The sequence below is a fragment of the Streptomyces uncialis genome (assembly GCF_036250755.1).
GTDB lineage: Bacteria > Actinomycetota > Actinomycetes > Streptomycetales > Streptomycetaceae > Streptomyces > Streptomyces uncialis.
Genome location: NZ_CP109583.1, coordinates 7021543 through 7047242 on the forward strand (window position 1 = coordinate 7021543; position 25700 = coordinate 7047242).

24 protein-coding genes and 1 pseudogene are annotated in these 25700 nt (G+C 72.2%); 15 read left to right on the forward strand and 10 right to left on the reverse strand.

What is annotated here, in order from left to right; all coding sequences use genetic code 11:
• Positions 1-29: 29 nt before the first annotated feature.
• From OG711_RS29365 to OG711_RS29380, 4 genes are all read right to left on the reverse strand, one after another.
• Positions 30-1235: a mechanosensitive ion channel family protein gene (locus OG711_RS29365; RefSeq protein ID WP_079184826.1), complete on the reverse strand. Its 1206-nt coding sequence runs from the start codon at positions 1233-1235 to the stop codon at positions 30-32.
• A 174-nt stretch (positions 1236-1409) separates the two neighbouring features.
• Positions 1410-2228: a thioredoxin domain-containing protein gene (locus tag OG711_RS29370; RefSeq protein ID WP_073791078.1), complete on the reverse strand. Its 819-nt coding sequence runs from the start codon at positions 2226-2228 to the stop codon at positions 1410-1412.
• A gap of 79 nt (positions 2229-2307) precedes the next feature.
• Positions 2308-2997: a hypothetical protein gene (locus tag OG711_RS29375; protein WP_073791689.1), complete on the reverse strand. Its 690-nt coding sequence runs from the start codon at positions 2995-2997 to the stop codon at positions 2308-2310.
• Positions 2998-3155: 158 nt separating this feature from the next.
• On the reverse strand, positions 3156-4502 hold the full coding sequence (locus OG711_RS29380; RefSeq protein WP_329561494.1) for a DUF2252 domain-containing protein: 1347 nt from the start codon (positions 4500-4502) through the stop codon (positions 3156-3158).
• 335 nt (positions 4503-4837) lie between these two features.
• Between OG711_RS29380 and dnaE the strand changes: the two genes are divergently transcribed.
• Complete coding sequence (gene dnaE / locus OG711_RS29385; RefSeq protein ID WP_329561496.1) at positions 4838-8377, forward strand: DNA polymerase III subunit alpha; 3540 nt, start codon at positions 4838-4840, stop codon at positions 8375-8377.
• Positions 8378-8531: 154 nt separating this feature from the next.
• Here dnaE and OG711_RS29390 read toward each other — a convergent pair whose 3' ends face one another.
• A complete protein-coding gene (locus OG711_RS29390; RefSeq protein ID WP_245876865.1) occupies positions 8532-8786 on the reverse strand; it encodes a hypothetical protein in 255 nt (84 codons plus the stop codon).
• A 238-nt stretch (positions 8787-9024) separates the two neighbouring features.
• Here OG711_RS29390 and OG711_RS29395 point away from each other — a divergent pair, with 238 nt between their 5' ends.
• The 4 genes and pseudogenes from OG711_RS29395 to OG711_RS29410 all read left to right on the forward strand — a co-directional run.
• Entirely contained in the window at positions 9025-10296 is a 1272-nt protein-coding gene (locus OG711_RS29395; protein ID WP_187337609.1) for an NYN domain-containing protein, read from the forward strand.
• A 178-nt stretch (positions 10297-10474) separates the two neighbouring features.
• Positions 10475-11497 (forward strand): ABC transporter ATP-binding protein, encoded by a 1023-nt coding sequence (locus tag OG711_RS29400; RefSeq protein ID WP_399546528.1) that lies wholly within the window; start codon positions 10475-10477, stop codon positions 11495-11497.
• A gap of 156 nt (positions 11498-11653) precedes the next feature.
• Positions 11654-12481, forward strand: coding sequence for an ABC transporter permease (locus OG711_RS29405; protein WP_073791009.1), 828 nt, complete (start codon positions 11654-11656; stop codon positions 12479-12481).
• 34 nt (positions 12482-12515) lie between these two features.
• Positions 12516-13160, forward strand: a pseudogene (locus OG711_RS29410) (hypothetical protein); the annotation flags it as partial.
• 394 nt (positions 13161-13554) lie between these two features.
• On the opposite strand, the gene ybaK reads toward OG711_RS29410, so the two are convergent.
• The 4 genes from ybaK to OG711_RS29430 form a co-directional block, all read right to left on the reverse strand.
• Positions 13555-14055 carry a Cys-tRNA(Pro) deacylase gene (gene ybaK, locus OG711_RS29415; RefSeq protein WP_329561501.1) on the reverse strand — a complete coding sequence of 167 codons (501 nt, stop codon included), beginning with the start codon at positions 14053-14055 and terminating at the stop codon, positions 13555-13557.
• 146 nt (positions 14056-14201) lie between these two features.
• Positions 14202-14942 carry an LON peptidase substrate-binding domain-containing protein gene (locus OG711_RS29420; RefSeq protein ID WP_073791685.1) on the reverse strand — a complete coding sequence of 247 codons (741 nt, stop codon included), beginning with the start codon at positions 14940-14942 and terminating at the stop codon, positions 14202-14204.
• A gap of 11 nt (positions 14943-14953) precedes the next feature.
• Positions 14954-15988, reverse strand: a complete 1035-nt coding sequence (locus OG711_RS29425; RefSeq protein ID WP_329561503.1) for a hypothetical protein — start codon at positions 15986-15988, stop codon at positions 14954-14956.
• A 366-nt stretch (positions 15989-16354) separates the two neighbouring features.
• Positions 16355-17875: an oxidoreductase gene (locus tag OG711_RS29430; RefSeq protein ID WP_329564122.1), complete on the reverse strand. Its 1521-nt coding sequence runs from the start codon at positions 17873-17875 to the stop codon at positions 16355-16357.
• 522 nt (positions 17876-18397) lie between these two features.
• Here OG711_RS29430 and hisD point away from each other — a divergent pair.
• The 10 genes from hisD (at position 18398) to OG711_RS29480 (ending at position 24901) form a co-directional block, all read left to right on the forward strand.
• Positions 18398-19723: a histidinol dehydrogenase gene (hisD, locus tag OG711_RS29435; RefSeq protein WP_073791001.1), complete on the forward strand. Its 1326-nt coding sequence runs from the start codon at positions 18398-18400 to the stop codon at positions 19721-19723.
• A complete protein-coding gene (locus tag OG711_RS29440; protein ID WP_073790999.1) occupies positions 19699-20835 on the forward strand; it encodes a histidinol-phosphate transaminase in 1137 nt (378 codons plus the stop codon). The genes hisD and OG711_RS29440 overlap by 25 nt, the downstream gene beginning before the upstream one ends.
• A complete protein-coding gene (gene hisB / locus OG711_RS29445; RefSeq protein WP_073790996.1) occupies positions 20832-21434 on the forward strand; it encodes an imidazoleglycerol-phosphate dehydratase HisB in 603 nt (200 codons plus the stop codon). Before OG711_RS29440 ends, hisB begins: the two co-directional genes overlap by 4 nt.
• 3 nt (positions 21435-21437) lie before the next feature.
• Positions 21438-21602: a hypothetical protein gene (locus OG711_RS29450; protein WP_178391081.1), complete on the forward strand. Its 165-nt coding sequence runs from the start codon at positions 21438-21440 to the stop codon at positions 21600-21602.
• Between the two features lie 14 nt (positions 21603-21616).
• Positions 21617-22297 carry an imidazole glycerol phosphate synthase subunit HisH gene (hisH, locus tag OG711_RS29455; protein ID WP_266514235.1) on the forward strand — a complete coding sequence of 227 codons (681 nt, stop codon included), beginning with the start codon at positions 21617-21619 and terminating at the stop codon, positions 22295-22297.
• The gene (gene priA / locus OG711_RS29460; RefSeq protein ID WP_329561508.1) at positions 22294-23019 is read left to right on the forward strand and encodes a bifunctional 1-(5-phosphoribosyl)-5-((5-phosphoribosylamino)methylideneamino)imidazole-4-carboxamide isomerase/phosphoribosylanthranilate isomerase PriA; all 726 of its coding nucleotides are present in this window, start codon (positions 22294-22296) and stop codon (positions 23017-23019) included. Before hisH ends, priA begins: the two co-directional genes overlap by 4 nt.
• A complete protein-coding gene (locus OG711_RS29465) occupies positions 23016-23441 on the forward strand; it encodes a RidA family protein (RefSeq protein ID WP_073790988.1) in 426 nt (141 codons plus the stop codon). The genes priA and OG711_RS29465 overlap by 4 nt, the downstream gene beginning before the upstream one ends.
• Positions 23438-24193 (forward strand): imidazole glycerol phosphate synthase subunit HisF, encoded by a 756-nt coding sequence (hisF, locus tag OG711_RS29470; RefSeq protein ID WP_073790986.1) that lies wholly within the window; start codon positions 23438-23440, stop codon positions 24191-24193. Before OG711_RS29465 ends, hisF begins: the two co-directional genes overlap by 4 nt.
• Positions 24194-24275: 82 nt before the next feature.
• Complete coding sequence (locus tag OG711_RS29475) at positions 24276-24494, forward strand: type II toxin-antitoxin system VapB family antitoxin (protein ID WP_266514227.1); 219 nt, start codon at positions 24276-24278, stop codon at positions 24492-24494.
• Complete coding sequence (locus OG711_RS29480) at positions 24491-24901, forward strand: PIN domain-containing protein (RefSeq protein WP_266514224.1); 411 nt, start codon at positions 24491-24493, stop codon at positions 24899-24901. The genes OG711_RS29475 and OG711_RS29480 overlap by 4 nt, the downstream gene beginning before the upstream one ends.
• A gap of 67 nt (positions 24902-24968) precedes the next feature.
• On the opposite strand, the gene OG711_RS29485 is transcribed toward OG711_RS29480, so the two are convergent.
• Complete coding sequence (locus tag OG711_RS29485) at positions 24969-25604, reverse strand: TIGR03085 family metal-binding protein (RefSeq protein WP_329561514.1); 636 nt, start codon at positions 25602-25604, stop codon at positions 24969-24971.
• Between the last annotated feature and the right edge of the window lie 96 nt (positions 25605-25700).

The window sequence follows — 25700 nt, forward strand, 5'->3', positions numbered from 1 at the left end:
TCGGGTCCACCCGGCGCCCGCGGCTCCTCCTAGCGCCTGCGCTCGCTCAGGTCCTTCTCCGGAGCGGTCACCCTTCGCGGCAGCCCGGCGGTCGTCCGTCCGCCGGGCTCCTCGTGTTCCCGGGCGGTGTCCTGCACCGTGTCCTTCACGAGCCCGGCGTCACCGCCGCTCCCGACGGCGTCCGGTCCGTCCGGCCTGCCGGGGGCCGGTGCCGCCGTCGCCGTGGTGATGTGGGGCAGGGCGTACGGATGGTGGTCGGTGAGCCAGCGGAGCATCTGCTCGCGGACCGCGACCCGTACCGTCCAGATGTCGTCGGCGTCCTTCGCGGTGACCAGGGCACGCACCTCCATCGTCGTGGGGGTGGAGTCGGTGACGGCGAGCACATGGTCGCGGCGGTCCCACGCGGGGCAGCCCTTGAGGATCTCGTGCAGCTTCTCGCGCATCTCGGCCACCGGGGCGCTGTGGTCCAGATGGAAGAAGACGGTGCCCGTCATCTGGATACCGCCCCGGGACCAGTTCTCGAAGGGCTTGCTGGTGAAGTACGACACCGGCATGGTGATCCGCCGCTCGTCCCAGGTGCGGACCGTCAGGAACGTCAGGGTGATCTCGTCGACGGTGCCCCACTCCTCGTTGACCACGACCGTGTCGCCCAGCCGCACCATGTCACCGAAGGCGATCTGGAACCCGGCGAAGAGATTGCCGAGCGTGGACTGCGCGGCGATACCCGCGACGATGCCCAGCAGACCCGCCGAGGCCAGCAGCGAGGTACCCGCGGCCCGCATCGGGGGGAAGGTGAGCAGCATCGCCGCGACCGCCACCACGCCCACCACGGCGGTGACGACGCGCTGGATCAAGGTCACCTGGGTACGGACCCGGCGCACCCGCGCGGGATCGCGGCGCGCCCCCGCGTAGCGGGCGTACGTCGACTCCACGACGGCCGCGGCCATCCGGATCATGAGCCATGCCGTCGCCCCGATCAGCACCAGGGTCAGCAGCCGGGCCATGCCCGGCGAGGGTGACCCCAGCAGCCTGCCCTGTCCGTAGGCGCCGCGGACCAGGGCCGCGCACAGCACGACCTGGAGGGGCACCCGGCAGCGGCGCAGCAGCCCCCACAGGGGGGTCTCCGGGTGGCGGCGGTCGGCCCTGCGCAGCAGTTGGTCGACCGCCCACCCCAGCAGCAGGGTGAGGACGACCGATCCGCCGAGGACCAGTGCGGGTCGCAGTACGTTCTCCATGTCTGCGCTTGTAACCGGGACCCGCCGTCGTGAACCTGCGATCCCCGCCGGGGTCGGGGATGTCACATCCGCCCGGTACGTACGGCCGGGGGAGACGCCGCGGGGACCGCGCGGTACGCGCCCGGGGCGATGCCCTGGGCCGCACCGCGCGGTCCCCGTGACGCTGCGGACGTGTCAGCCCTTGAGGGCCTGGTCGATCGCCGCGTTGTACTCCTCCACCGAGCCGGGGGAGCCCTGGCCGTTCGCCCCGGTGACCTTCTTGCCGTCCATCACCAGCGCCGGGGTGCCCGTGACCTCGTCCTTGTTCTTGTCGAAGGTCTTCGCCATCTCCAGGGCCCAGCGGTCGTAGGTCCCCTCCTTGACGTTCTTCTGGAACTCCTTGTTGCCCTTCAGCTCCTTGACCTGGTCGGCCACCTCTATGAGGTACGAGTCCTCCTTGAAGGTGTCCTTGCTCTCCTGCGGGTGGTACTTCGCGGAGTAGAGCTGCGACTTGTAGGTCAGGAACGCCTCGGGGCTGACGTTCAGCGCCGCGCCCAGCGCGCTGAGCGCGTTGCGGGAGCCCTCACCCGACAGGCTCTTGTCGAGGAAGGTCGCGCCGATGAACTGGACCTTGTACTTGCCGTCCTTGACGTCCTTCTCGATCGTCGAGCCGAGGCCCTGCTCGAAGGAGGCGCAGGCCGGGCAGCGCGGGTCCTCGTACAGCTTGAGGGTCTTCTTCGCGGAGTCCTCGCCGATGACGACCGTGGTGCCGTTCTCACCGGACGAGTTCGCGGGCTTGACCAGGGTGTCCTTGGCCGCGGCCTTCCAGTAGTCGGGCTCGCCGGCCTGCATGATCAGGTAACCGGCACCGGCGCCGATCGCGAGCACACCCACGATGGCACCGGCGACGACCAGCTGCCGCTTCGCCTTGTCCTTCTTGGCCTGCTTCTCGCGCTCCACGCGCAGCCGCTCGCGCGCCGCGGTCTTCGCGGACTGGGTGTTCCTCTTGCTCATGGGGGATCTCCGTGTCATGACGTACCCGCTCGGGGCGGGGTACGGAAGGGGGTCTGCGAATGCCGGACGTGGCCGGCGGTCAGCCGAAGGCGGGGGCCGCAGGGGGGCCGCGGCGGCCTACCGAGTGCGCCCACAGCCGGGGCCGGGCGACGGGGACCGCGCGGGTGACGGCGCCGGGCAGCGGGCGCCCGGGCTCCCGGGCCACGGTCACCGCGGCGACCGCGATCAGCAGCGGCCGGAAGGTGCAGACGGCCACCGCGCGCAGCAGCTGCCCCAGCGCCCGCTCACCGCGCCACAGCCAGACCGCGGCGAACAGCCCGATCCCGATGTGCGCGGCGAGCAGCAGCCAGGGGGTGCCGGGGGTGGCGTCGGCCAGCAGGGCCGCCGCCCGGTTCTGCGGGCCCGCGGCCATCCCGGCCAGCGGGGTGCCCACGTCGCCGCGGCACAGGACGTCCAGGCCCACCGAGCGCAGCGCACCGGTGACCGGACCGCCCGCCCGGCCGTAGCAGACATGCTGCCCGGCGGTGAAGACGGTGTCCGAGGCCAGCTCCAGCGGCACCAGCAGTGCCGCGATCCGGCCGAAGCCGCGCTCCCGCCGCCCGGCGAGGGCGAAGGCGAGGACGAAGACGCCCGCCGTGACCACCGCGGTGGTCGACAGGGGCAGGGGTACCCCGGACAGCAGCACGTGCGACGCGACGGAGAGCGTCACGACGACTGCCGTGAACAGCGCCGCGCGTACGGCTCTGATCGGGGTACCGGATATGTCCATCGCGGAGGAGTGTCCCATGGGCGGTGGTAAGAGAGCCCTAAAGGGTCCCTGTGAGTTCGGCGGGGAGCGGTGGGCCCGGCGGGGCCCGGTGCGGCCGGTGGGGCGGGAGCGGGCCGATTCCGCCCCGCTCGCGCCCCGCCGACGGCGGCCGGGCGGTGCTACAGGCCCGGGATGCGGCCGTTGCGGAAGAGGTCCACGAACGTCTGGTGGTCGGCGCGGGCCCGCGCGCCGTAGCTGTGCGCGAAGTCCACCAGCAGCTCCGCGAAGCCGTCCTCGTCGGCGGCGATCGCCGCGTCGATGGCCCGCTCGGTGGAGAACGGCACCAGCTCCGAGTGACCGCTCTCGTCGTCCGCCGCCGAGTGCATCGTCGCCGTGGCCCGGCCGAGGTCCGCGACGACCGTCGTGATCTCGTCCAGATCGTCCAGGTCGGACCAGTCCAGGTCCACCGCGTACGGGGACACCTCGGCGACGAGCTGCCCCGAGCCGTCCAGCTCGGTCCAGCCCAGCCACGGGTCCGCGTGCGCCTGGAGCGCCCGCTGGGAGATCACCGTGCGGTGGCCCTCGTGCTGCCAGTACTCGCGGATCGCCCGGTCCGTGATGTGCCGGGACACCGCCGGGGTCTGCGCCTGCTTGAGGTAGATCACGACGTCGTTCTCCAGGGCGTCGCTGTTGCCCTCCAGCAGGATGTTGTACGAGGGGAGGCCGGCGGACCCTATGCCGATGCCCCGGCGGCCGACGACATCCTTGACGCGGTACGAGTCGGGGCGGGTCAGCGACGACTCGGGCAGGGTCTCCAGATAGCCGTCGAAAGCGGCCAGGACCTTGTACCGGGTGGCCGCGTCCAGCTCGATGGCGCCGCCCCCGGAGGCGAAGCGCCGCTCGAAGTCACGGATGTCCGTCATCGAGTCGAGCAGGCCGAAGCGGGTCAGCGAGCGGGCGACCCGCAGCGCGCCCAGCAGCGGGCCGTCCGCGGTGTCCAGGGTGAACGGCGGCACCTCGTCGCTCTTGGCGCCGGTCGCCAGCGCGTGGACCCGCTCGCGGTAGGCCGCCGCGTACGTGCGCACCAGGCCGGTGATCTGCTCGTCGCTCAGGGCCTTCGCGTACCCGATCAGCGCCAGCGACCCGGCGAACCGCTTGAGGTCCCAGGTGAAGGGGCCTACGTACGCCTCGTCGAAGTCGTTGACGTTGAAGATCAGCCTGCCCTGCGAGTCCATGTACGTGCCGAAGTTCTCGGCGTGCAGGTCGCCGTGGATCCACACCCGGGAGGTGCGGTCGTCCAGGTACGGGCCGCTCGCGGTCTTCGCGGCACTCGCGCCCTCCGCGTGCAGGTCGTGGTAGAAGAGGGTCGCCGTACCGCGGTAGAAGGCGAACGCCGAGGACGCCATCTTGCGGAACTTCACCCGGAACGCGGCGGGGTCGGCGGCCAGCAGCTCACCGAATGCGGTGTCGAAGACGGCGAGGATCTCCTCGCCGCGCTGCTCGGCGCGGGGCTGCTGAACCGACATCGGGGGGTGCCTCCTGGTACGGACCGGTCGGGCTCGCGCGGTGATGCGCGGGCCTGTGCGCATGGTGCCTGATGTGTCCGGGCTGCCGGGCGCGCGGGGCGGGACCGCACACCGCGGCCTTCCGGCCCCGTACGCGCTCCCGGTCCTGTCAACGCGCGACACGCCTTCGGAGTGCCCGCCCCGGACATCCGTGGACGGCGTTCCGGGGCCGGGACGCCACCCGATCGCGTCCCCGCACCGTACCGGCGGGCGCCCCGTTCCTGTCAGTGCGGAGACGTAGACTTCCACGCTGTCCCCCCAGACCGTCGCCGACCGTTTCCGCTGGAGGCCGTACCGTGTCGAAACCGCCGTTCACGCACCTGCATGTTCACACCCAGTATTCGCTGCTGGACGGTGCGGCGCGGTTGAAGGACATGTTCAACGCGTGCAACGACATGGGCATGTCGCATATCGCGATGACGGACCACGGGAACCTGCACGGGGCGTACGACTTCTTCCATCAGGCGACGAAGGCGGGTATCACGCCGATCATCGGGATCGAGGCGTACGTGGCGCCGGAGTCGCGGCGCAACAAGCGGAAGATCCAGTGGGGGCAGCCGCACCAGAAGCGGGACGACGTCTCCGGTTCGGGTGGCTATACCCACAAGACGATCTGGGCGGCGGACGCGACGGGGCTGCACAACCTGTTCCGGCTGTCCTCGGACGCGTACGCGGAGGGCTGGCTGACGAAGTGGCCCCGGATGGACCGCGAGACGATCTCGAAATGGTCCGAGGGCCTCATCGCCTCGACCGGCTGCCCCTCGGGCGAACTCCAGACGCGGCTGCGGCTGGGGCAGTTCGACGAGGCGCTGAAGGCGGCGTCCGACTACCAGGACATCTTCGGCAAGGACCGCTACTTCCTGGAGCTGATGGACCACGGCATCGAGATCGAGCGCCGCGTACGGCAGGGGCTGCTGGAGATCGGGAAGAAACTCGGCATCCCCCCGATCGTCACCAACGACTCCCACTACACCCACGCCTCCGAAGCGGTCGCCCACGACGCGCTGCTCTGCATCCAGACCGGCAAGAACCTCTCCGACCCCGACCGCTTCCGCTTCGACGGCACCGGCTACTACCTCAAGTCCACCGACGAGATGTACGCCATCGACTCCTCCGACGCCTGGCAGGAAGGCTGCGCCAACACCCTCCTCGTCGCCGAGCAGATCAACACCGAGGGCATGTTCCAGCAGCGGAACCTCATGCCCAAGTTCGACATCCCCGAGGGCTACACCGAGGTCAGCTGGTTCCAGGAGGAAGTGCGCCGCGGTATGGACCGCCGCTTCCCCGGCGGTGTGCCCGACGACCGGCAGAAGCAGGTCGAGTACGAGATGGACGTCATCATCCAGATGGGGTTCCCGGGGTACTTCCTCGTCGTCGCCGACTTCATCATGTGGGCCAAGAACAACGGCATCGCGGTGGGCCCCGGCCGTGGCTCCGCCGCCGGATCGATCGTCGCCTACGCGATGGGCATCACCGACCTCGACCCCATCCCGCACGGGCTGATCTTCGAGCGGTTCCTGAACCCCGAGCGGGTGTCGATGCCCGATGTCGACATCGACTTCGACGAGCGCAGGCGCGTCGAGGTCATCCGGTACGTCACCGAGAAGTACGGCGCCGACAAGGTCGCCATGATCGGCACGTACGGCACCATCAAGGCGAAGAACGCCATCAAGGACTCCGCCCGCGTCCTCGGCTACCCGTACGCCATGGGCGACCGCATCACCAAGGCCATGCCCGCCGACGTCCTCGGCAAGGGCATCCCGCTCTCCGGCATCCTCGACCCGGCCCACCCCCGCTACTCCGAGGCGGGCGAGGTCCGGGGGATGTACGAGAACGAGCCGGACGTGAAGAAGGTCATCGACACCGCGCGCGGGGTGGAGGGCCTGGTCCGGCAGATGGGCGTCCACGCCGCCGGCGTCATCATGTCCAGCGAGCGGATCACCGACCACGTCCCCGTCTGGGTGCGCCACTCCGACCAGGTCACCATCACCCAGTGGGACTATCCGAGCTGTGAGTCGCTCGGCCTGCTGAAGATGGACTTCCTCGGGCTGCGCAACCTCACGATCATGGACGACGCCGTCAAGATGGTGAAGTCCAACAAGGGCATCGACATCGACCTCCTGGGGCTCGCGCTCGACGACCCCAAGACCTTCGAACTCCTCGGCCGGGGCGACACCCTCGGCGTCTTCCAGTTCGACGGCGGACCCATGCGGTCCCTGCTGCGGCTGATGAAGCCCGACAACTTCGAAGACATCTCCGCCGTGTCCGCCCTGTACCGGCCGGGCCCGATGGGCATGAACTCGCACACCAACTACGCCCTGCGCAAGAACGGCCAGCAGGACATCACCCCGATCCACCCGGAGCTCGAAGAGCCGCTGCGGGAGATCCTCGATGTCACCCACGGTCTGATCGTGTACCAGGAGCAGGTGCAGAAGGCCGCGCAGATCATCGCCGGGTACTCCCTCGGCGAGGCCGACATCCTGCGCCGGGTGATGGGCAAGAAGAAGCCCGAGGAACTGGCGAAGAACTTCACGATCTTCCAGGCCGGTGCCCGGAAGAACGAGTACAGCGACGAGGCCATCCAGGCCCTGTGGGACGTCCTGGTGCCGTTCGCCGGATACGCGTTCAACAAGGCCCACTCCGCCGCGTACGGACTCGTCTCGTACTGGACGGCGTACCTCAAGGCCAACTACCCGGCCGAGTACATGGCCGGACTGCTCACCTCGGTGAAGGACGACAAGGACAAGTCCGCGGTCTACCTCAACGAATGCCGCCGGATGGGCATCAAGGTGCTGCCGCCCAACGTCAACGAGTCCATGTCGAACTTCGCCGCCCAGGGTGACGACGTGATCCTGTTCGGGCTGAACGCCGTGCGCAACGTCGGCTCGAACGTCGTGGACTCGATCATCCGCAGCCGCAAGGCGAAGGGGAAGTACGCGTCGTTCCCCGACTACCTCGACAAGGTCGAGGCGGTCGTCTGCAACAAGCGCACCACCGAGTCCCTGATCAAGGCCGGTGCCTTCGACACCATGGGGCACACCCGCAAGGGCCTCACCGCGCAGTACGAACCGATGATCGACAATGTCGTCCAGGTCAAGCGCAAGGAGGCCGAGGGGCAGTTCGACCTCTTCGGCGGTATGGGCGACGACGCGGGTGACGAGCCCGGCTTCGGCCTCGACGTGGAGTTCTCGCCCGACGAGTGGGAGAAGACCTATCTGCTCGCCCAGGAACGCGAGATGCTCGGCCTCTATGTCTCCGACCACCCGCTGTTCGGTATCGAGCATGTGCTGTCGGACAAGGCGGACGCGTCGATCTCCCAGCTCACCGGCGGTGAGCACAGCGACGGCGCGGTCGTCACCATCGGCGGCATCATCTCCGGCCTCCAGCGCAAGATGACCAAGCAGGGCAACGCCTGGGCGATCGCCACCGTCGAGGATCTCGCGGGCTCCATCGAGTGCATGTTCTTCCCCGCCACCTACCAGCTCGTCTCCACCCAACTCGTCGAGGACGCGGTCGTCTTCGTCAAGGGACGGCTCGACAAGCGGGAGGACGTGCCCCGGCTGGTCGCCATGGAGCTGATGGTGCCCGATCTGTCGAACGCCGGGACCGACGCCGCCGTCGTGATCACCATCCCGACCGTGAAGGTCACCCCGCCGATGGTCAGCAGGCTGGGGGAGATCCTCAGCCACCACAAGGGCAACAGCGAGGTACGGATCAAGCTCCTGGGCGCCCGCTCGACCACCGTCCTGCGACTGGACCGCCACCGGGTGCAGCCCGACCCCGCGCTCTTCGGCGATCTGAAGGTCCTCCTCGGCCCGTCCTGCCTCGCGGGCTGAGGGCCTGAGCGGCTGCGGGCCTGAGGGCCTAAGGGCTTGAGGGGCTGAAGGGCCTGAGCGCGGGGCACGGTCACGCCCGCGCACGATGCACGAGAGGGGCGCGTCCGGTACACCCGGACGCGCCCCTCTTCGTTGCCGTGGCGACCCCGGGGGGTCAGTTGTGGCCGAATCGCTTCTGCCTGCCCTTCCGGGCCACGTCACCAGGAGTGACCTGGGAGCCGCGCTGCTCCGTCTGGGACTCCAGCGAGCTGCGCCGTGCCTCCTCCGCGCTCTGCTCGGCGGCCGACGAACGGTCCTGCTGCTGGCCGCCGTGTTTGCGGTGCTTGTTCTTGGCCATGGTGATGCCTCCTGAGGGGGATCCGGGGTCCAGAGCCGCGACCAGATTCACATAGGCGGACAAAGCGCGCATGTCGGAGAATTACCCTGGGTGACAAGGCGCGTCGGGGCGTTATGGGCGAATCCGCCACGCCGAAGATCGAGTTCGGGCCGTTAAGCCCCCCGGGGTCGGGCAGACTCCAAGCAGGTCTGAGAAACCCGACGCGCGCCCGCGAAGGTAGAGGAGACGCGGGAGTCCGAAGTTCCGCCGTCCTGAAGGGCCACTTTCGGGACACCCCGATGCAGGATTCAGGGACAGTTCAGGAAAGAGGGTGGATCGCGTGGACCGCTGTGTCGTCCTGGTGGACGCCGGATATCTGCTGGGGGCCGCCGCGAGTCTCCTCGCCGGGGAACCGTCGAGATCCCGGATCACCGTCGATCACACCGCCCTGATCCAGGGCCTGCGTGAGCGCGCCGAGCAGGACACCGGACGCCCGCTGCTGCGTATCTACTGGTTCGACGGCGCCCCCGACCGCGTACCGCAGCCCGAGCACCGCAGACTGCGGGTGATGTCCCGGGTCACCGTCCGGCTCGGCGCGCTGACCCGCAGCGACGGCCGCTGGGCCCAGAAGGGCGTCGACGCGGCCATGCACGCCGAACTGACCGAGCTGGCCCGCAACCGCGCCTGCTCCGACATCGTCCTGGTCACCGGCGACGGCGATCTGCTGCCCGGCATGATGGCCGCCAAGGAACACGGGGTCGCCGTCCATCTGTGGGCCCTCCAGGCCGCCGACGGCGACTACAACCAGTCCGAGGACCTGGTCGCCGAGGCCGACGAACGCCGCGTCCTCGACCGGATCTGGATCACCCGGGCCGTCCGCGCCAAGGACACCACCGGGATCTGCGCCCCGCCGCCCGTGCCCCGGCCCGAGATCGCCGCCATCCTCTCCGCCCCGCTGCCGGAGTCCGCGCCCGACCGGACCGCCACCGGCCGCCCCCACCCCGGCGACGGCCCCGCCGACCCCCCGCACCCCGCCCCGCCCCGCGACAGCAACGGCGTCACCCACGGCAACGGCACCGCCGACCGGGGCGCGCCCAAGGGCGTCCCCACCCCGAAGGACCTCGCCGCGCTGCGCGCCCCGGGGACCCACCCCGTACCGGGGGCGCAGCCCCAGCCCGCCGGGGCCACCCTGCGCTGGTCCTCCGACAAGGGCTGGGTGGACCGCCCCGGCACGGTCTCCGAGCCCGCCGACGCCGCGTCGCTGCCGACCCTCGCCCAGGTCACCACCGCCGAGCAGCGCTGGGCGGACCGCGAGGAGGACATCACCACCGTCGGCGGCGACCCCTACGAGGTCGGCCAGGTCTTCGCCCGCCGCTGGATGGCCCGGCTGCCCGAACCGGCCGCCCTCCAGCGGCTGTCCACCCTCTACCCCCGGGTCCCGCACCGCATCGACGGGGAACTGCTCCGGTACGCGGCCCGCTTCGGTCTCCTCGCCCACAAGGACGACCAGATCGACGAGCACGACCGGTACGCCATCCGGGCCGGGTTCTGGCGGGAGGTCGAGGCCCGGACCGCCCCCGAGCCCGCCCCGGCGGGCGAGTGACCCCACCCCGTACCGGGGGCGCGGCGGCGCCGCACGGACCCGCCCCCGGGGCCCGGCGACGGGCCCCGGCCCGCCCGCGCCGGACGGCCGCGCCCGGTGTCCCGCCGATCCTCCCGCGGACCGCCTTGTGCACCCCGGAGGCATACCGCCCTCCCGGCACCCCGTAGGCTCCCTCTTCGTGAGTACGCGCCCCGCACACCCGGAACACATCGGCGATGTGGTGTGCGTGGTGCGCGACCTGGTGAAGACGTACCCCGCCAGCCGAGGCCGGCGCGGAGCCCCCGGCACCCCCGAGGTACGGGCCACCGACCGGGTCCGCCTCGACATCCGGCGCGGTGAGATCTTCGGCCTGCTCGGACCCAACGGCGCCGGTAAGTCCACCCTGGTACGCCAGCTCACCGGACTGATGCGGCCCGACTCCGGCGCCGTCGAGATCCTCGGCCACGACATCGTCCGCCACCCCGAACGCGCCGCCCGTATCCTCGCCTACCTCGGCCAGGAGTCCAGCGCCCTGGACGAGCTGACCGTCTCCCTCGCCGCGGAGACCACCGCCCGGCTGCGCGGCCTCGAACTGCGGGCCGCCCGCGCCGCCCGCGACACGGTCCTCGAAGAACTGGGCCTCACCGCCCTCGCGTCCCGCCCGCTCGCCCGGCTCTCCGGCGGCCAGCGGCGGCTCGCCTGTGTCGCCGCCGCGCTCGTCGGCGAACGCCCGCTGCTGGTGCTCGACGAGCCCACCACCGCCATGGACCCCATCGCCCGGCGCGCGGTCTGGGCCGCGATCGACCGCCGCCGCGCCGAACACGGCACCACCGTCCTGCTGGTCACCCACAACGTCATCGAGGCGGAGACGGTCCTCGACCGGGTCGCCGTCCTCGACCGGGGCCGGGTCATCGCCTGCGACACCCCCGGCGGACTCAAGGAACGGGTCGCCGGGGAGGTACGCGTCGAGCTCGTCTGGCGGGAACGCGCGCCCCTGGACATCCCGGAGGTCGCCGCGCTGCGCTCCTCCGCGACCCTGCACGGCCGCCGCTGGGTGCTGCGTCTCGCCCCCGACGAGGCCCGTGCCGCGGTCGCCGCGGTGACCGGCGGCGCCGCGTTCGCCGCCCTCGACGACTTCACCCTCGCGACGCCCAGCCTGGAGGACGTCTATCTGGCGCTCGGCGGCAGCGACACCGCCGCAGAGGGCCTGGTGAAGCTGTGACCCGCCGATCCGCCCGTGCCCTGGCCCCCGGGCCGGGCCCGGCCCCGTACCGCGCCCGCCGACCGGGCGGCCGTACATGAGGCCGCCCACAGCGCCGTCCGTCCGGGCCACCATGGACGCCGTGCCGCACGTCGTCAGGAACAGGAGCCTCACCACGTGACTGTCGTACCCGCCGAGGTGCTGTCCGGCCGCCGGACCGCGCCGCCGCGTCCCGCGACCCGCTCGGCCCCCGCAGAGCTCGCGCCCCGCGCCCGGCTGCTGCCCTCGCTGGCCGCCGTCTACCGCGCCCAGCTCTCCCGGGCCCGGGTCGCCCGTATCCCGCTGCTGTTCGTCGCGACCTTCCAGTCCATCGGGATCATGGTCCTGATGCGGGGGGTCGTCGACGGGGGTGACGAGGCCCGCGCGGTCGTCGCCGGTTCCAGCGTCCTCGTCGTCGCGTTCGTCGCGCTGAACCTCCTCGCCCAGTACTTCGGACGGCTGCGCGCCGACGGCGGGCTCGACCACTACGCGACCCTGCCGGTGCCGCCCGCCGCCGTGGTCCTCGGCGCCGCCGCCGCGTACGCCTCCTTCACCGTGCCCGGCACCTTCGTCACCGCCGTCGCGGGCTGCTTCCTCTTCCAGCTCCCGCTCACCCATCTGTGGGTGCTGGCCGCCGTGGTCCCGCTCGCCGGGGCCGCCCTCGCCGGGCTCGGCGCCGCCCTCGGACTGCTCGCGCCGCGCCCCGAACTGGCCACCCTGCTCGGCCAGCTGGGCATGTCCGCGGCCCTGCTGCTCGGGGTGCTGCCGCCGGAGCGGCTGCCCTCGGCCGTCCAGTACGGCCGTGATCTGCTGCCGTCGACCTACGGGGTCGAGGCGTTCGCCCGGACCTTCGCGGCCGACCCCGACTGGGCCGTCGTCGGACTCCATCTCGCGGTCTGCGCGGTGGTCGGTGTGCTGTCCCTCGCGGTCGCCACCTGGGCCTACCGCCGGGCCGCCGTCCGATGACGCGGGATCCCCGCCGGACTGGCACGATGTCAGGGTGACCGCACCGCTGACTCCGCCGCCCCACCACCAGCCGCACTCAGTGGGGGGCTGGGGGACCCCGAGTTCCGGACCCCCTGTGGCGTACGGCCAGGACGAGGGTCCCGGGATACGCGCCGAACTGCGTGAGGCCGCCGTGATCATGGCGGCGGTCGCCGCCGCCGGGGCGCTGCTCGGGCTGCTCTGGCTGTGGCTCGCGCCGCGGGTGCCGCTCGTCGCGGACTCCGACGCGGTCTATCTGGGGGACACCGAGGGCGAACAGGCCATCGGGATCGACGGGACGTTCACCCTGCTGGCGGTCGGCTTCGGCGCGCTGAGCGCGCTGGTGGTGTTCCTGGTGCGCAGACGCGGCGGTATCCCGCTGGTCGCCGGACTCGCCGTCGGCGGACTGCTCGGGGCCCTGCTGGCCTGGCGGCTCGGGGTCTGGCTCGGTCCCGCGCAGGACGTGGTCGCCCATGCCAAGGAGGTCGGCAAGGGGGTCACCTTCGACGCGCCGCTGAAGCTGGAGGCCCGCGGGGCGCTGCTGGTGTGGCCCGTCACCGCGATGCTCGTCCATCTCTGTCTGACGGCGCTGTTCGGCCCCCGCGACCCGGACCCGTACGCCGATCTCCACGCCTACGGCCCGTACGGACCGCCGCCCGCCGACGGCTCCGGCCAGGGCCCCGGGTACCCGCCCGGCGGCTGGGGGCAGACCGCCCCGCCCGGTCCGCAGCCCGAGGACACGCCCCCGGCGGACCACCAGGACCGCTCGCCCCACGCCCCGCCGGAGGACCCCCGCCCGGGGCGCCCCTGACCCTCCGCTCCCGGCGGGAGGGGCCGGTCAGGGGCCCGGTGCCGCGTCCGTCACCGGCCGGGCTCCCGGGTGCTCGTCGGGGCGGCTCAGGCGGGCCGCCGTCCATGGTTGGCACGCCGTTTCCGGATACGCCACTTCCGCTTCCGCGTCCTCTTCGACATGTCCTCGGTACTTAACGCAAGGCGACCGGTCCGTCCAGGGTCCGCGCACGGCGGGTCCCGACCGCACTCCCGGTCCGCCCGGGTCAGCCCCGGCCGATGGGGGCCAGCGCCGCACCCGTCAGGGCCGCCAGATCCGCGGGGGCCAGTTCGACCTCCAGGCCCCGGCGGCCCGCCGAGACACAGATCGTGGGGTGCGCGCCGGCCGACGCGTCGAGGACGGTACGGAGCCGTTTGCGCTGGCCGAGGGGGGAGATCCCGCCCCGGACGTACCCGGTGACCCGCTCGGCCGCGACCGGATCGGCCATGGCGGCCTTCTTGCCGCCGACCGCCGAGGCGAGGGCCTTCAGATCGAGGGTCCCGGCGACCGGCACCACCGCCACCGTCAGCTCCCCGTCCACCTCCGCCACCAGGGTCTTGAACACCCGCTCCGGCGACACCCCCATCGCCTCGGCGGCCTCCTCGCCGTACGACGGATGGGCGGGGTCGTGTGCGTACGTGTGGACGGTGAACACGGTCCCCGCCGCCGTGAGCGCCACGGTCGCGGGGGTGCCGCCCGGCTGCTGCTTCCTGGACTTCTTCGCCATCGGGCCCTTCGCTTCGGCTCGGTGCTGGGTGCGTGACGGTGGCTGTGCGGTGCCGGGTACGTGGAGCTGAGTACGGGACGGCGGGTACGTGGTGCCGCGTCGCGCCGCTCGTCGTACGGCGGGCCGTGGCGCGACGCGGGGGAGGGTCAGTTCAGGCTGGTGGGGGAGCGGGTCAGGTCCACCGCGGGCAGCGACGGCAGATTGCGGATGATCGCGCTCTCCCCGCGCAGCAGCCGCAGTTCGTCACGGAGCCGGGACGCGGTGTCCGGGGCCTGGAGCAGCCGTTGCTTGGTGGGGGTGTCCAGGACCGCCGCGGCGGCGACCAGATAGGACACCACGGACGGCTCGTCGGGGAGGTCGGCCCCCGTCGAAAGGGACCGCTCCCGGGCCCCCGCCAGCCGTTTCTGATAGGCGCGGAACGCCCGCAGCACCCCTTCGGCGAGGGCGCCCGCCTCGTCGCCCGGTTCCTCCTCCAGTTCCTCCAGCTCGGCGGTCAGGAACGGTCCGGACGCGTCGACGGAGAGCAGCCGGACCCGGGTCGTGCCGGTGGCGAGCGCCTCGAACCCGCCGTCGGCGCGTTCCCGGACGGTCGCGGCGTCGGCGATGCAGCCCACCGAGTGGAACGCCTTCAGCGGGTCGTCGCCGAAGCCCGCGGTGGGTCCGCGCTCGGGTACCGCGGTCTGGTCGGGGAGCCCCTGCGCGCTGGGCGCGACCTCGTGGCCGTCGCGGATGGCGACGACGGCGAAGCGGCGGGGTTCCCCTTCGGGGATCTTGAGGAGATCGCGCATCAGGGCGCGATAGCGCTCCTCGAAGATGTTCAGGGGCAGGACGAGACCCGGGAACAGCACCGAGTTGAGCGGGAAGAGCGGCAGCCGGACGGTGGTCACGACGTACAAGCCTAGTGGCCGCCGGAGGCATCGCGTCCGCGCCGGCCGCGCAGCGGGGTCGACGCGGCCACCTCGATCCGTACACCGTCGCGCAGTTCGAGGAACTGGCCGAGCGGATCGTCGGAGAAACGGTCCCAGGGGAACGAGGTCGCGTACGGGCCGGTCCGCTCCAGCTGGACCAGTGCCTCGGGCCAGCGTTCCAGCCGGACGAGCACACAGACCAGGACGTTGCGCACCTCGGCGGGCCAGGGGTCGGCGACGGCGTACCGGCCGGACAGGGCGGCCGCGAGGTCGGCGGCGGAGTCCAGCCGGGCCCGGGGGACGGGACCGGGCGCGCCGGGCCCCGTGGACGCCGTGAGATGCCCGAGCGCGGCCCGTAGGGGGAGCGCCTGGACGAGGGAGTCCGGCAGGGCGTCCTGCGCGGCGCGTTCGGCGAAGTCGAAGCACTGGTCGTGCGACCGGCCGCCCGCGGTGGCGAGGAAGCGCAGCGCGGCCACATGGCAGCCGTAGTGGTGCGGGGAGCGGCGGACGGCCTCGCCCCACAGCGCCTCGAAGCGGGCGGGCGGCGCCCCGGTGCCCCGGGCCTGGTCGAGGGCGACCCGCCAGGGCACGGGGTCGCGGGGGTCGCCCTGGGCGGCGGCGGTGACGAGCGGTGTCGCGGCGCCCAGCTGTTCGGCGCGGGCGGGGGCGGCCCAGCCCCGGGCGACGGCCTGTTCGGCGCGCAGCAGCAGCATGTCCGGATCGTCCGGTTCGGTCCGCCGCCAGTGCTCGAACCACTCGGGCCGTGAGCACGCGAAGGTGGCGAGCCGCATGACGTACCGGTCGCGGTTCTCCCACTCCGCGCGCTCCCGGGTCAGGGCCAGGAGTTTCGCGGCGGGCTCGTACTCGCCGCGTCCGGCGGCCACCAGCGCGGGGCCGAGCCGATCGTCGGGAGCGTCGAGGAGGACCTCCTCGTCGGCGGGCAGTCCCGCGGCGAGCGAAGCGGTGTGTCGGGCCATCCGGGCGGTACGGATGAGGGCACGCAGCAGAGCCATGGTCCAAACCATTGAAAACCGCAGGTCGGGGCCGCGCCAGGGCTGCGGGGTGACGGTGTCGTAACCGCCCCGGGGTTGCCTCCCGCTTGGTCAAGTCCCGGCAAAACCGGAGCGGGGGCGGGGTGCGGGCCGTGTGCGGATTACGTGCGGACCGGGCATCCGGCGGACTTCGGCCAGGCATCGGCCGGGTGCGGTCGTACCCGTGGCGGGCGGCGGCGGGTACGTGCGGCCCGGCCCGGGGCGCCCCGCCGGGGCGCCCCGTTCGGCCCCGGTCTCCAGCCCCGCCGCAGCCCGTCTCCAGCCCCGCCGCGGCCCGGGTACGGCCCGCCTCGGCCCCGGTGCGCCCCGTACCCGCCTCGGCCCCCGGTGCGGCCTGTCTCAGCCCCGGTGCAGCAACCGGGTGGCGCCCGCCGCGACCGCCGTGGCCAGGACCCAGCCCAGCATGATCATCGCGGTGGCCAGCCACTGCCACACCCCGGACAACCGCCAGTGACCGTCCTGGCCGAGGTCCATCACCGGGATCAGCAGATCGAGGGCGAAGATCGAGGCGCTCCACTCCGGGTGCTCGCCCGGCTTCAGGGGCTGCGGCTCGGCCCGGGAGAACGCCACCGTGCAGGCGCCCCACAGCACCGCCATCCACACCGCGGCCCGGCCCGGACGGTATCCGTACGCCACCGTCCAGTCCTGCGCGTAGCCCCAGAGCTTCGCCCCGACCGGCAGGGTCTCGCGCCGCCGCCGCTGCTTGGCGAGCAGCACCCGGCGGGCCTCGGCGTCCTCCCCGCTGTCCCGCAGGACCGCCGCGAGCCGTTCGTAGGGCTCCGGGTGGTACTCGGGGGTGGCCGCCGCGACCCACTCCAGCCGCCGGGCCAGCGGGAAGCTGCCGGTCGGCACCAGATGCTCGTAGCCGAAGCCGCCCATCTGGAGGCGGCCGGGCCCCGGCCAGCTGGTGGAGCGGTCGACGAGGTTGACCACCCGGGCGCCCGACAGGACGACCCGCCCCCGCTCGGGGCGTTCGCCGAGGAACCGCAGCTCGGGGGTGTGAACCCGGCGCAGCGACAGTTCCTGGCGGTCGGTCAGGGCGAACCGGGCGCCCGCGAGGTCCACCGCGTCCCCGAACCGGCCGTCGTCCAGCCGGATGCCGCCCCGGCACTCGAAACGCTGGACGCGGGTCCCGCGCGCGGGGGTGACGCCGCTGTTCGCGACGGGGTCCGTGACGCTCGCCGGGGTCAGGTACAGCGAACGCTCCACCGTGAGCTGCGGGGCGTTCAGCGCGCGGTCGCCGTACGGATTGGCCAGCCTGCTGCCGCGCAGGCTCAGCGAGACGCCGATCTGCGCGCCGCGCAGGCTCAGCTCGCCGTACGCCTCCATCAGCTCGGCCTGGAGGTCCTGGCCGACCGACACCCCGTCCGCGACGATCGCCCGGCCGCGCCGGTCGCCGTAGACCACGGCCTGGTTCAGCAGCAGATCCGTGCCGATCCGGGCGTCCGTCATCCGGATGCCGTGCTGGAAGCGGCAGCGCGGCAGATGCAGATCACCCTCCGTGTGCAGCCGGGCCGCCTCCAGCCGGGGGACCGCGCAGTCGACCAGCCGCAGGGTCGCGAAGCGGGCCTCGGGCACCAGCACCTCGCCGCCGAAGCGGCAGCGGTCCAGCTCCACATAGGGCTCGACGGTGCCGCCCGCGAGGTCGAGGGTGCCCGCGATCAGCACGCCCGCGAGCTTCAGGGAGGCGACCCGGCCGGGCAGCGGCGGCGGCCCGTCCAGCAGCAGCCAGCACACGATCCGCGCCCGGACGGTCCGCTCCGGGCCCCAGGGGTGGCCGCCGTGCGGATCGTCCACGATCGGGTCGCCCGCGCGCAGGTCGTAGCGGCTGCCGTTGCGGAACGCCTGCCACATGCCCATCTCGGCCGCGGTGAGCCCGTCCGGCGGGTCACCTACCCCGGTCGTCGTACCCTCGCTGTCGACCACCACCGTGCCTCCTCCCGGCCCCCCGTTCCCTCGTTCCGTGGTTCGTGTCGTCCTGTCGTCCCTGTTCGCCGTGCCGGTCGTGCGGTGGCGCCGACGGTCCGGCGCGGTCGCCGCCGCCGATCCGTGGTGCCGTTGATCCGCCGTGCCGTTGATCTGCCGTGCCGCTGTGCTGTCGGGCCGGGGGCTGCCGGGACCTTGTGCTGTCCGGGCCGGTGGCGGGTCGTTTCTGCTGTCCTGCCGACCGGTCGGACCACACGGTCCCCCCGGTCCCGCGAAGCCCATCCGCCCCGATGGCTCGTACAGCAGTTCATACCCACTGAGTGACGATATGAACACGCACAGTGAATACATTTCGGGGTGTTCCGCCCCTGGCGTCCCTCCGGCCCCCGGACCGCCGTGTATCAGTCACTGATACGGCCGCCCGGCACGCTCGCGCCGTCTGCGAGAATTGGCGTCGTGATCTCCCGAATCGATCTGCGCGGTGACGCCCTCCCCGAGGGCGGCGCCCTGCGCGACCTGCTGCCCCGTGCCGACTTCGACGTCGAGGCCGCCCTGGAGAAGGTGCGGCCCATCTGCGAGGACGTGCATCATCGGGGTGACGCGGCGCTGATCGCCTACGCGAAGCGCTTCGACGGGGTCGCCCTCGGCCGGGTCCGGGTGCCCGCCGAAGCCCTCGCCGACGCCCTCGAACAGCTCGACCCCGCCGTACGGGCGAGCCTGGAGGAGTCGATCCGCCGCGCCCGGATCGTGCACCGCGCCCAGCGCCGCACCTCTCACACCACCCAGGTCGTCCCCGGCGGCAGCGTCACCGAGAAGTGGGTGCCCGTCGACCGGGTCGGGCTCTACGCGCCCGGCGGCCGGTCCGTGTACCCGTCGTCCGTCGTGATGAACGCCGTCCCCGCGCAGGAGGCGGGCGTCGCCTCCATCGCGCTGGCCTCCCCGCCGCAGAAGGACTTCGGCGGGCTGCCGCACCCCACCATCCTCGCGGCCTGCGCCCTCCTCGGCGTCGACGAGGTGTACGCCGCCGGCGGCGCCCAGGCCGTCGCCATGTTCGCGTACGGCACCGAGTCCTGCCCGCCCGCGAACATGGTCACCGGCCCCGGCAACATCTGGGTCGCCGCCGCCAAGCGCTACTTCACCGGCCGGATCGGCATCGACACCGAGGCCGGACCCACCGAGATCGCCGTCCTCGCGGACGACACCGCCGACCCGGTGCACATCGCCGCCGACCTCATCAGCCAGGCCGAGCACGACCCGCTCGCCGCCGCCGTCCTCGTCACCGACTCCGTGGCCCTCGCCGACGCCGTCGTCAAGGAACTCGAACCGCAGGTCGCCGCGACCAAGCACATCGAGGAGCGCATCGCGCCCGCGCTCGCCGGACGCCAGTCCGCCGTCGTCCTCGTCGACGGTCTGGAGGAGGGCCTGCGCGTGGTCGACGCGTACGGCGCCGAGCACCTGGAGATCCAGACCGCGGACGCCGCCGCCGTCGCCGACCGCGTCCGCAACGCCGGAGCCGTCTTCGTCGGCCCCTGGTCCCCGGTCTCCCTCGGCGACTACTGCGCCGGGTCCAACCACGTACTGCCCACCGGCGGCTGCGCCTGTCACTCCTCCGGACTGTCCGTGCAGTCGTTCCTGCGCGGCATCCACATCGTGGACTACACCCGCGAGGCGCTCGCCGAGGTCGCCCACCATGTGGTGACCCTCGCCGACGCGGAGGACCTGCCCGCGCACGGCGCGGCGGTGAAGGCACGGTTCGGATGGAAGGTTCCCCAGAGCAAGTGACCCGCATCGACGACCTCCCCGTCCGGGACGAACTGCGCGGCCGGTCGCCCTACGGCGCCCCGCAGCTCGACGTCCCCGTCCGGCTGAACACCAACGAGAACCCCTACCCGCTGCCCGACGCCCTGGTCGAGCGGATCACCGAGCGCGTCCGCGAGGCCGCCCGGCAGCTGAACCGCTACCCCGACCGGGACGCCGTCGAGCTGCGCACCGCGCTCGCCGCCTACCTCACCCGTACCGGCAAGCACCCGGTGACCCTGGCGAACGTCTGGGCCGCCAACGGCTCCAACGAGGTCATCCAGCAGCTCCTCCAGACCTTCGGCGGCCCCGGCCGCACCGCGCTCGGCTTCGAGCCCTCGTACTCGATGCACCCGCTCATCTCCCGGGGCACCGGCACCCGCTGGATCGACGGACCCCGCCGCGACGACTTCACCCTCGACGAGGCCGACGCCACCCGGGCCGTCACCGAGCACCGCCCCGACGTCGTCTTCATCACCACCCCCAACAACCCCACCGGCAACGCGGTCCCCGCCGACACGGTCCGCGCCCTCTACGAGGCCGCGCAGGACGCCAAGCCGTCCATGGTCGTCGCCGACGAGGCGTACGTCGAGTTCAGCCACGGCGACTCGCTGCTGCCGCTGCTCGAAGGCCGCCCGCACCTGGTCGTCAGCCGCACCATGTCCAAGGCGTTCGGCGCCGCCGGACTGCGGCTCGGCTATCTCGCCGCCGACCCCGCCGTCGTGGACGCCGTCCAGCTCGTCCGGCTGCCCTACCACCTGTCCGCCGTCACCCAGGCCACCGCGCTCGCCGCGCTGGAGCACACCGACACGCTCCTGAAGTACGTCGACCAGCTCAAGTCCGAACGCGACCGCCTGGTCACCGAACTGCGCGCCCTCGACTACGAGGTCACCGTCTCCGACGCCAACTTCGTGCAGTTCGGCCGCTTCGACGGCGACGGGGGCCCGCACGCCGTCTGGCAGCGCATCCTCGACCGGGGCGTCCTCGTCCGTGACAACGGCGTCCCCGGCCGGCTGCGGGTGACCGTCGGCACCCCCGAAGAGAACGACGCGTTCCTCGACGCGGTCCGTGAAGTCAAGAAGGAGCTCAGCGCATGACCCGCCCAGAACGCATCGGCAGGGTGGAACGCACCACCAAGGAGACCTCCGTCCTCGTGGAGATCGACCTCGACGGCAGGGGCAAGGTCGATGTGTCGACCGGCGTCGGGTTCTACGACCACATGCTCGACCAGCTCGGCCGGCACGGACTGTTCGACCTCACCGTCAGGACCGAGGGCGACCTCCACATCGACTCCCACCACACCATCGAGGACACCGCCCTCGCCCTGGGAGCCGCCTTCAAGCAGGCCCTCGGCGACAAGGTCGGCATCTACCGCTTCGGCAACTGCACGGTCCCCCTGGACGAATCCCTCGCCCAGGTCACCGTCGACCTGTCGGGCCGCCCCTACCTCGTGCACACCGAGCCCGAGAACATGGCACCCATGATCGGCGCCTACGACACCACGATGACCCGGCACATCCTGGAGTCGTTCGTCGCCCAGGCCCAGATCGCGCTGCACGTCCACGTGCCCTACGGCCGCAACGCCCACCACATCGTGGAGTGCCAGTTCAAGGCCCTCGCACGCGCCCTGCGCTACGCCAGCGAGCACGACCCGCGCGCGGCCGGCATCCTTCCGTCCACGAAGGGCGCCCTGTAAGCCATGAACGGACTGTCCACCGTCCTCATCTTCGTCGGGCTGTTCCTCGTCGGCGGCATCTTCTCCTTCGCCAAGCAGGGCCTGTCCAAGAGCCTGATCGTCCTGCTCTCCATCGGCGCCGGCATGTGCCTGCTCGCGGGCGTGATCCGGCTCGACTACTGGAACTGAGGAGGGCGCGCCCGATGACCGGCACGACCAGCACCCCCGCCGCCCCCGGCACCACCACCCGCCGCAAGAAGGTCGTCGTCTTCGACTACGGCTTCGGCAACGTCCGCTCCGCGGAACGCGCGCTCGCCCGCGCGGGCGCCGACGTCGAGATCACCCGCGACTACGACAAGGCCATGAACGCCGACGGACTCCTCGTCCCCGGGGTCGGCGCCTTCGACGCCTGTATGAAGGGCCTCACCCAGGCCCGCGGCCACTGGATCATCGACCGCAGACTGTCCGGCGGACGCCCCGTCATGGGCATCTGCGTCGGAATGCAGATCCTCTTCGCCCGCGGTATCGAGCACGGCGTCGAGACCGAGGGCCTCGACGAATGGCCCGGCTCCGTGGAACCCCTCCAGGCCGGGATCGTTCCGCACATGGGCTGGAACACCGTCGACGCCCCCGAGGACTCCCAGCTCTTCGCCGGACTCGACGCCGACGCCCGCTACTACTTCGTGCACTCCTACGCCGTCCACGACTGGACCCTGGAGATCACGAACGCGGCGATGCGCGAACCCCTCGTCACCTGGTCCACGCACGGCAAGCCGTTCGTCTCCGCCGTCGAGAACGGCGCCCTGTGGGCCACCCAGTTCCACCCCGAGAAGTCCGGCGACGCCGGAGCCCAGCTCCTCACCAACTGGATCGGAACCCTGTGACCACGCTTGAACTCCTTCCCGCCGTCGACGTCCGTGACGGTCAGGCCGTCCGTCTCGTGCACGGCGAGTCCGGTTCGGAGACCTCCTACGGCTCCCCGCTGGAGGCCGCCCTCACCTGGCAGCGGGCGGGCGCCGAGTGGCTGCACCTGGTCGATCTCGACGCCGCGTTCGGCACCGGCGACAACCGCGCGCTGATCGCCGAGGTCACCGCCGCGATGGACATCAAGGTCGAACTGTCCGGCGGCATCCGCGACGACGCCACCCTGGCCGCCGCCCTCGCCACCGGCTGCACCCGCGTCAACCTCGGCACCGCCGCCCTGGAGACCCCCGACTGGGTCGCCAAGGTCATCGCCGAGCACGGCGACAAGATCGCCGTCGGCCTCGACGTACGCGGCACCACCCTGCGCGGCCGCGGCTGGACCCGCGACGGCGGCGACCTCTACGAGACCCTCGCCCGGCTCGACACCGAGGGCTGCGCCCGCTACGTCGTCACCGACATCGCCAAGGACGGCACCCTCCAGGGCCCCAACCTGGAACTCCTCGCCAATGTCTGCGCGGCCACCGACCGGCCCGTCGTCGCCTCCGGCGGCGTCTCCTCCCTGGACGACCTGCGCGCCATCGCCGCACTCGTCCCGCGCGGTGTCGAGGGCGCCATCGTCGGCAAGGCCCTGTACGCCAAGTCGTTCACCCTGGAAGAGGCACTGGCGACGGTCGCGTCATGACGCAAGCTGTACGACGGGTGCGCGGCGGGTCCCCCTGGGAGGAGCCCTTCGGCTTCTCCCGCGCCGTCGCCGCCGGTGACCGGATCGTCGTCGGCGGCACCACCTCGTTCCGCGGCGACATCCTGCACGGCGAGGGCGACCCCGCCGAACAGGCCCGGGTGGCGTTCACGAACGCCCTCGCCGCGATCCGGGAACTCGGCGCCGGACCCGAATCCGTCATCCGCACCCGGATGTACCTCACCCACGCGCGCGACGCCGACGCGGTGGGCGCGGTGCACCACGAGTTCTTCGCCGCGGTACGCCCCGTCACGACCCTGGTGGTCGTCGACGGGTTCGTCGACCCGCGCATCCTGGTCGAAGTGGAACTAGAGGCCCACCGGGAAACCCCCGCGCCGGGCCCGGAGGAGTCCGAACAGTCATGACCCTGGCGGTCCGAGTCATTCCCTGCCTGGACGTGGACGGCGGCCGGGTCGTCAAGGGCGTCAACTTCCAGAACCTGCGCGACGCGGGCGACCCCGTCGAGATGGCCAAGGTCTACGACGCCGAGGGCGCCGACGAGCTGACCTTCCTCGACATCACCGCGTCCTCCGGCAACCGCGAGACCACCTACGACGTGGTCCGCCGCACCGCCGAACAGGTGTTCATCCCGCTCACCGTCGGCGGCGGCGTCCGCACCCCGGACGACGTCGACAAGCTGCTGCGTGCCGGGGCCGACAAGGTCGGCGTCAACACCGCCGCGATCGTCCGCCCCGACCTGATCAGGGAGATCGCCGAACGCTTCGGCCGGCAGGTCCTCGTCCTGTCCGTCGACGCCCGCCGCACCCCCAAGGGCACCTTCGAGGTCACCACCCACGGCGGCCGCCAGGGCACCGGCATCGACGCCGTCGAATGGGCCCACCGCGCGGCCGACCTCGGCGCCGGGGAGATCCTGCTGAACTCCATGGACGCCGACGGCACCAAGGACGGCTACGACCTGGAGATGATCACCGCCGTCCGCGAACACGTCACCGTCCCGGTCATCGCCTCCGGCGGCGCCGGCCGTCTCACCGACTTCCCCCCGGCCGTCGCGGCGGGCGCTGACGCGGTCCTCGCCGCGTCGGTCTTCCACTTCGGCGACCTCCGCATCGGCGAGGTCAAGCGGGCCTTGCGGGAGGCGGGGAACGCGGTGCGGTAGGCGTCCGGGCGGCGGACACCTCACCTTTATATCCAGTAGGATATACGGGTGAGGTGTCGTATATAGCGCGCTGGAGGGTCGGATGTCCAAGACCGTGATCGATGTCGACGACAAGATGCTGGAGTTCGCCCAGCAACAGCTGGGGACGAAGACGAAGCGCGACACCATCAATCGCGCGCTGACGATAGCGGCGGCGATCAGTGCCGACGACCGGGCCCGTGCCCTGCGTTGGCTCCAGGACCACGCCGACGAGTTCCTGGACTTCGACGTTCTGGCCGAGCGGGAGCGTTCCGGTCTGTGACGTACCTCGCCGACACCTCAGCGGTCTGGCGGCTGCTGCGTCGCCAGATCCCCGAACCGTGGCCCGACCGGGTGGCCCAGGGGCTCGTCGCCATCTGCCCGCCGGTCGAGTCCGAGCTCATGCCCGGCCTGCGCGCCGACCGTGAGTACGAGCCCTTCTTCACCATGCTCGGCCAGACCTTCGGGTGGGTACCCGCTCTCGACGACCCCTGGCCGCAGGTCGTCGCCGTACAAAGGGACCTGGTGCGGATCGGCCACCACCGCGGGCCGTCCCCCATCGACATCCTGATCGCCCTGACCGCCCGGCAGCATCGGCTGACCGTTCTGCACGTCGACGACGACTTCGCTGCGATCGCCAAGGTCCGTCCCGAGATCCCGATGCTCAGGCTCATTCCCGAAACCGGCTGACCGTCCGGGGGCACCCGCCGTTCCGCGGATGCCCCCGCACCGGGCCCCGGGGTGCCGCCCCGAAGGCTCAGATGCCGATCTGCTTCGAGCCGTGGAGCTTCTCCACGGCCTCCTGCTCGCCCTCCAGCTCCACCGTCGCCGCGTCCTGCCGGCCGAAGGCGAACATCAGCAGCTCACCCGGCTCGCCGGTGACCGTGACGACCGGCGCGGCGCGGTTGGCCACCACCGTACGGCCGTCCGGGCGGCGCAGCACCGCGCCCACCGGGTACTTGCGGCCCATCAGCCGCGCCGTGCGCTCCAGCCGGGACCACAGGGCGTCCGCGAAGACCGGGTCCAGCTTGCGGGGCGTCCAGTCCGGCTGGGCGCGGCGCACATCCTCCGCGTGGACGTAGAACTCCACCGCGTTCGACGCCTCGTCCACCTGCTTCAGGGAGAACGGCGACAGCTTCGGCGGACCCGTCCGGATCAGCTGGAGCAGCTCCTCGTACGGCTTCGCGGCGAACTCCGACTGCACCCGGGCGAGCCGGTCCGCGAGCGGCTTGAAGAGGATTCCGCCCGCCGCGTCCGGGCGGCGCTCCCGCACCACCACATGCGCCGCCAGGTCCCGGGCCAGCCACCCCTCGCAGAGGGTCGGGGCCTCAGGACCCGCCGACTCCAACAGATCGGCGAGGAGCAGACGTTCACGTTTGGCATGGGTCGACATGCGCCCAGCGTACGGCGGGCCCGGCGGCACTGCCACGGGACGGCCTCCGCGCCCGGCGCCCGCCCCCGGCGCCCCCGGACGCCCCCCGGACGCGTC

Coding starts and splice junctions, on each gene's coding strand:
- hisF (WP_073790986.1), top strand. CDS start 23,438: ATGACCCTGGCGGTCCGAGTCATTCCCTGCCTGGACGTGGACGGCGGC.
- ybaK (WP_329561501.1), bottom strand. CDS start 14,055: ATGGCGAAGAAGTCCAGGAAGCAGCAGCCGGGCGGCACCCCCGCGACC.
- hisB (WP_073790996.1), top strand. CDS start 20,832: ATGACCCGCCCAGAACGCATCGGCAGGGTGGAACGCACCACCAAGGAG.
- OG711_RS29370 (WP_073791078.1), bottom strand. CDS start 2,228: ATGAGCAAGAGGAACACCCAGTCCGCGAAGACCGCGGCGCGCGAGCGG.
- OG711_RS29440 (WP_073790999.1), top strand. CDS start 19,699: ATGGAAGGTTCCCCAGAGCAAGTGACCCGCATCGACGACCTCCCCGTC.
- hisH (WP_266514235.1), top strand. CDS start 21,617: ATGACCGGCACGACCAGCACCCCCGCCGCCCCCGGCACCACCACCCGC.
- OG711_RS29390 (WP_245876865.1), bottom strand. CDS start 8,786: ATGCGCGCTTTGTCCGCCTATGTGAATCTGGTCGCGGCTCTGGACCCC.
- OG711_RS29450 (WP_178391081.1), top strand. CDS start 21,438: ATGAACGGACTGTCCACCGTCCTCATCTTCGTCGGGCTGTTCCTCGTC.
- OG711_RS29375 (WP_073791689.1), bottom strand. CDS start 2,997: ATGGACATATCCGGTACCCCGATCAGAGCCGTACGCGCGGCGCTGTTC.
- OG711_RS29425 (WP_329561503.1), bottom strand. CDS start 15,988: ATGGTTTGGACCATGGCTCTGCTGCGTGCCCTCATCCGTACCGCCCGG.
- OG711_RS29485 (WP_329561514.1), bottom strand. CDS start 25,604: ATGTCGACCCATGCCAAACGTGAACGTCTGCTCCTCGCCGATCTGTTG.
- OG711_RS29430 (WP_329564122.1), bottom strand. CDS start 17,875: ATGGGCATGTGGCAGGCGTTCCGCAACGGCAGCCGCTACGACCTGCGC.
- OG711_RS29380 (WP_329561494.1), bottom strand. CDS start 4,502: ATGTCGGTTCAGCAGCCCCGCGCCGAGCAGCGCGGCGAGGAGATCCTC.
- OG711_RS29365 (WP_079184826.1), bottom strand. CDS start 1,235: ATGGAGAACGTACTGCGACCCGCACTGGTCCTCGGCGGATCGGTCGTC.
- OG711_RS29465 (WP_073790988.1), top strand. CDS start 23,016: ATGACGCAAGCTGTACGACGGGTGCGCGGCGGGTCCCCCTGGGAGGAG.
- OG711_RS29475 (WP_266514227.1), top strand. CDS start 24,276: ATGTCCAAGACCGTGATCGATGTCGACGACAAGATGCTGGAGTTCGCC.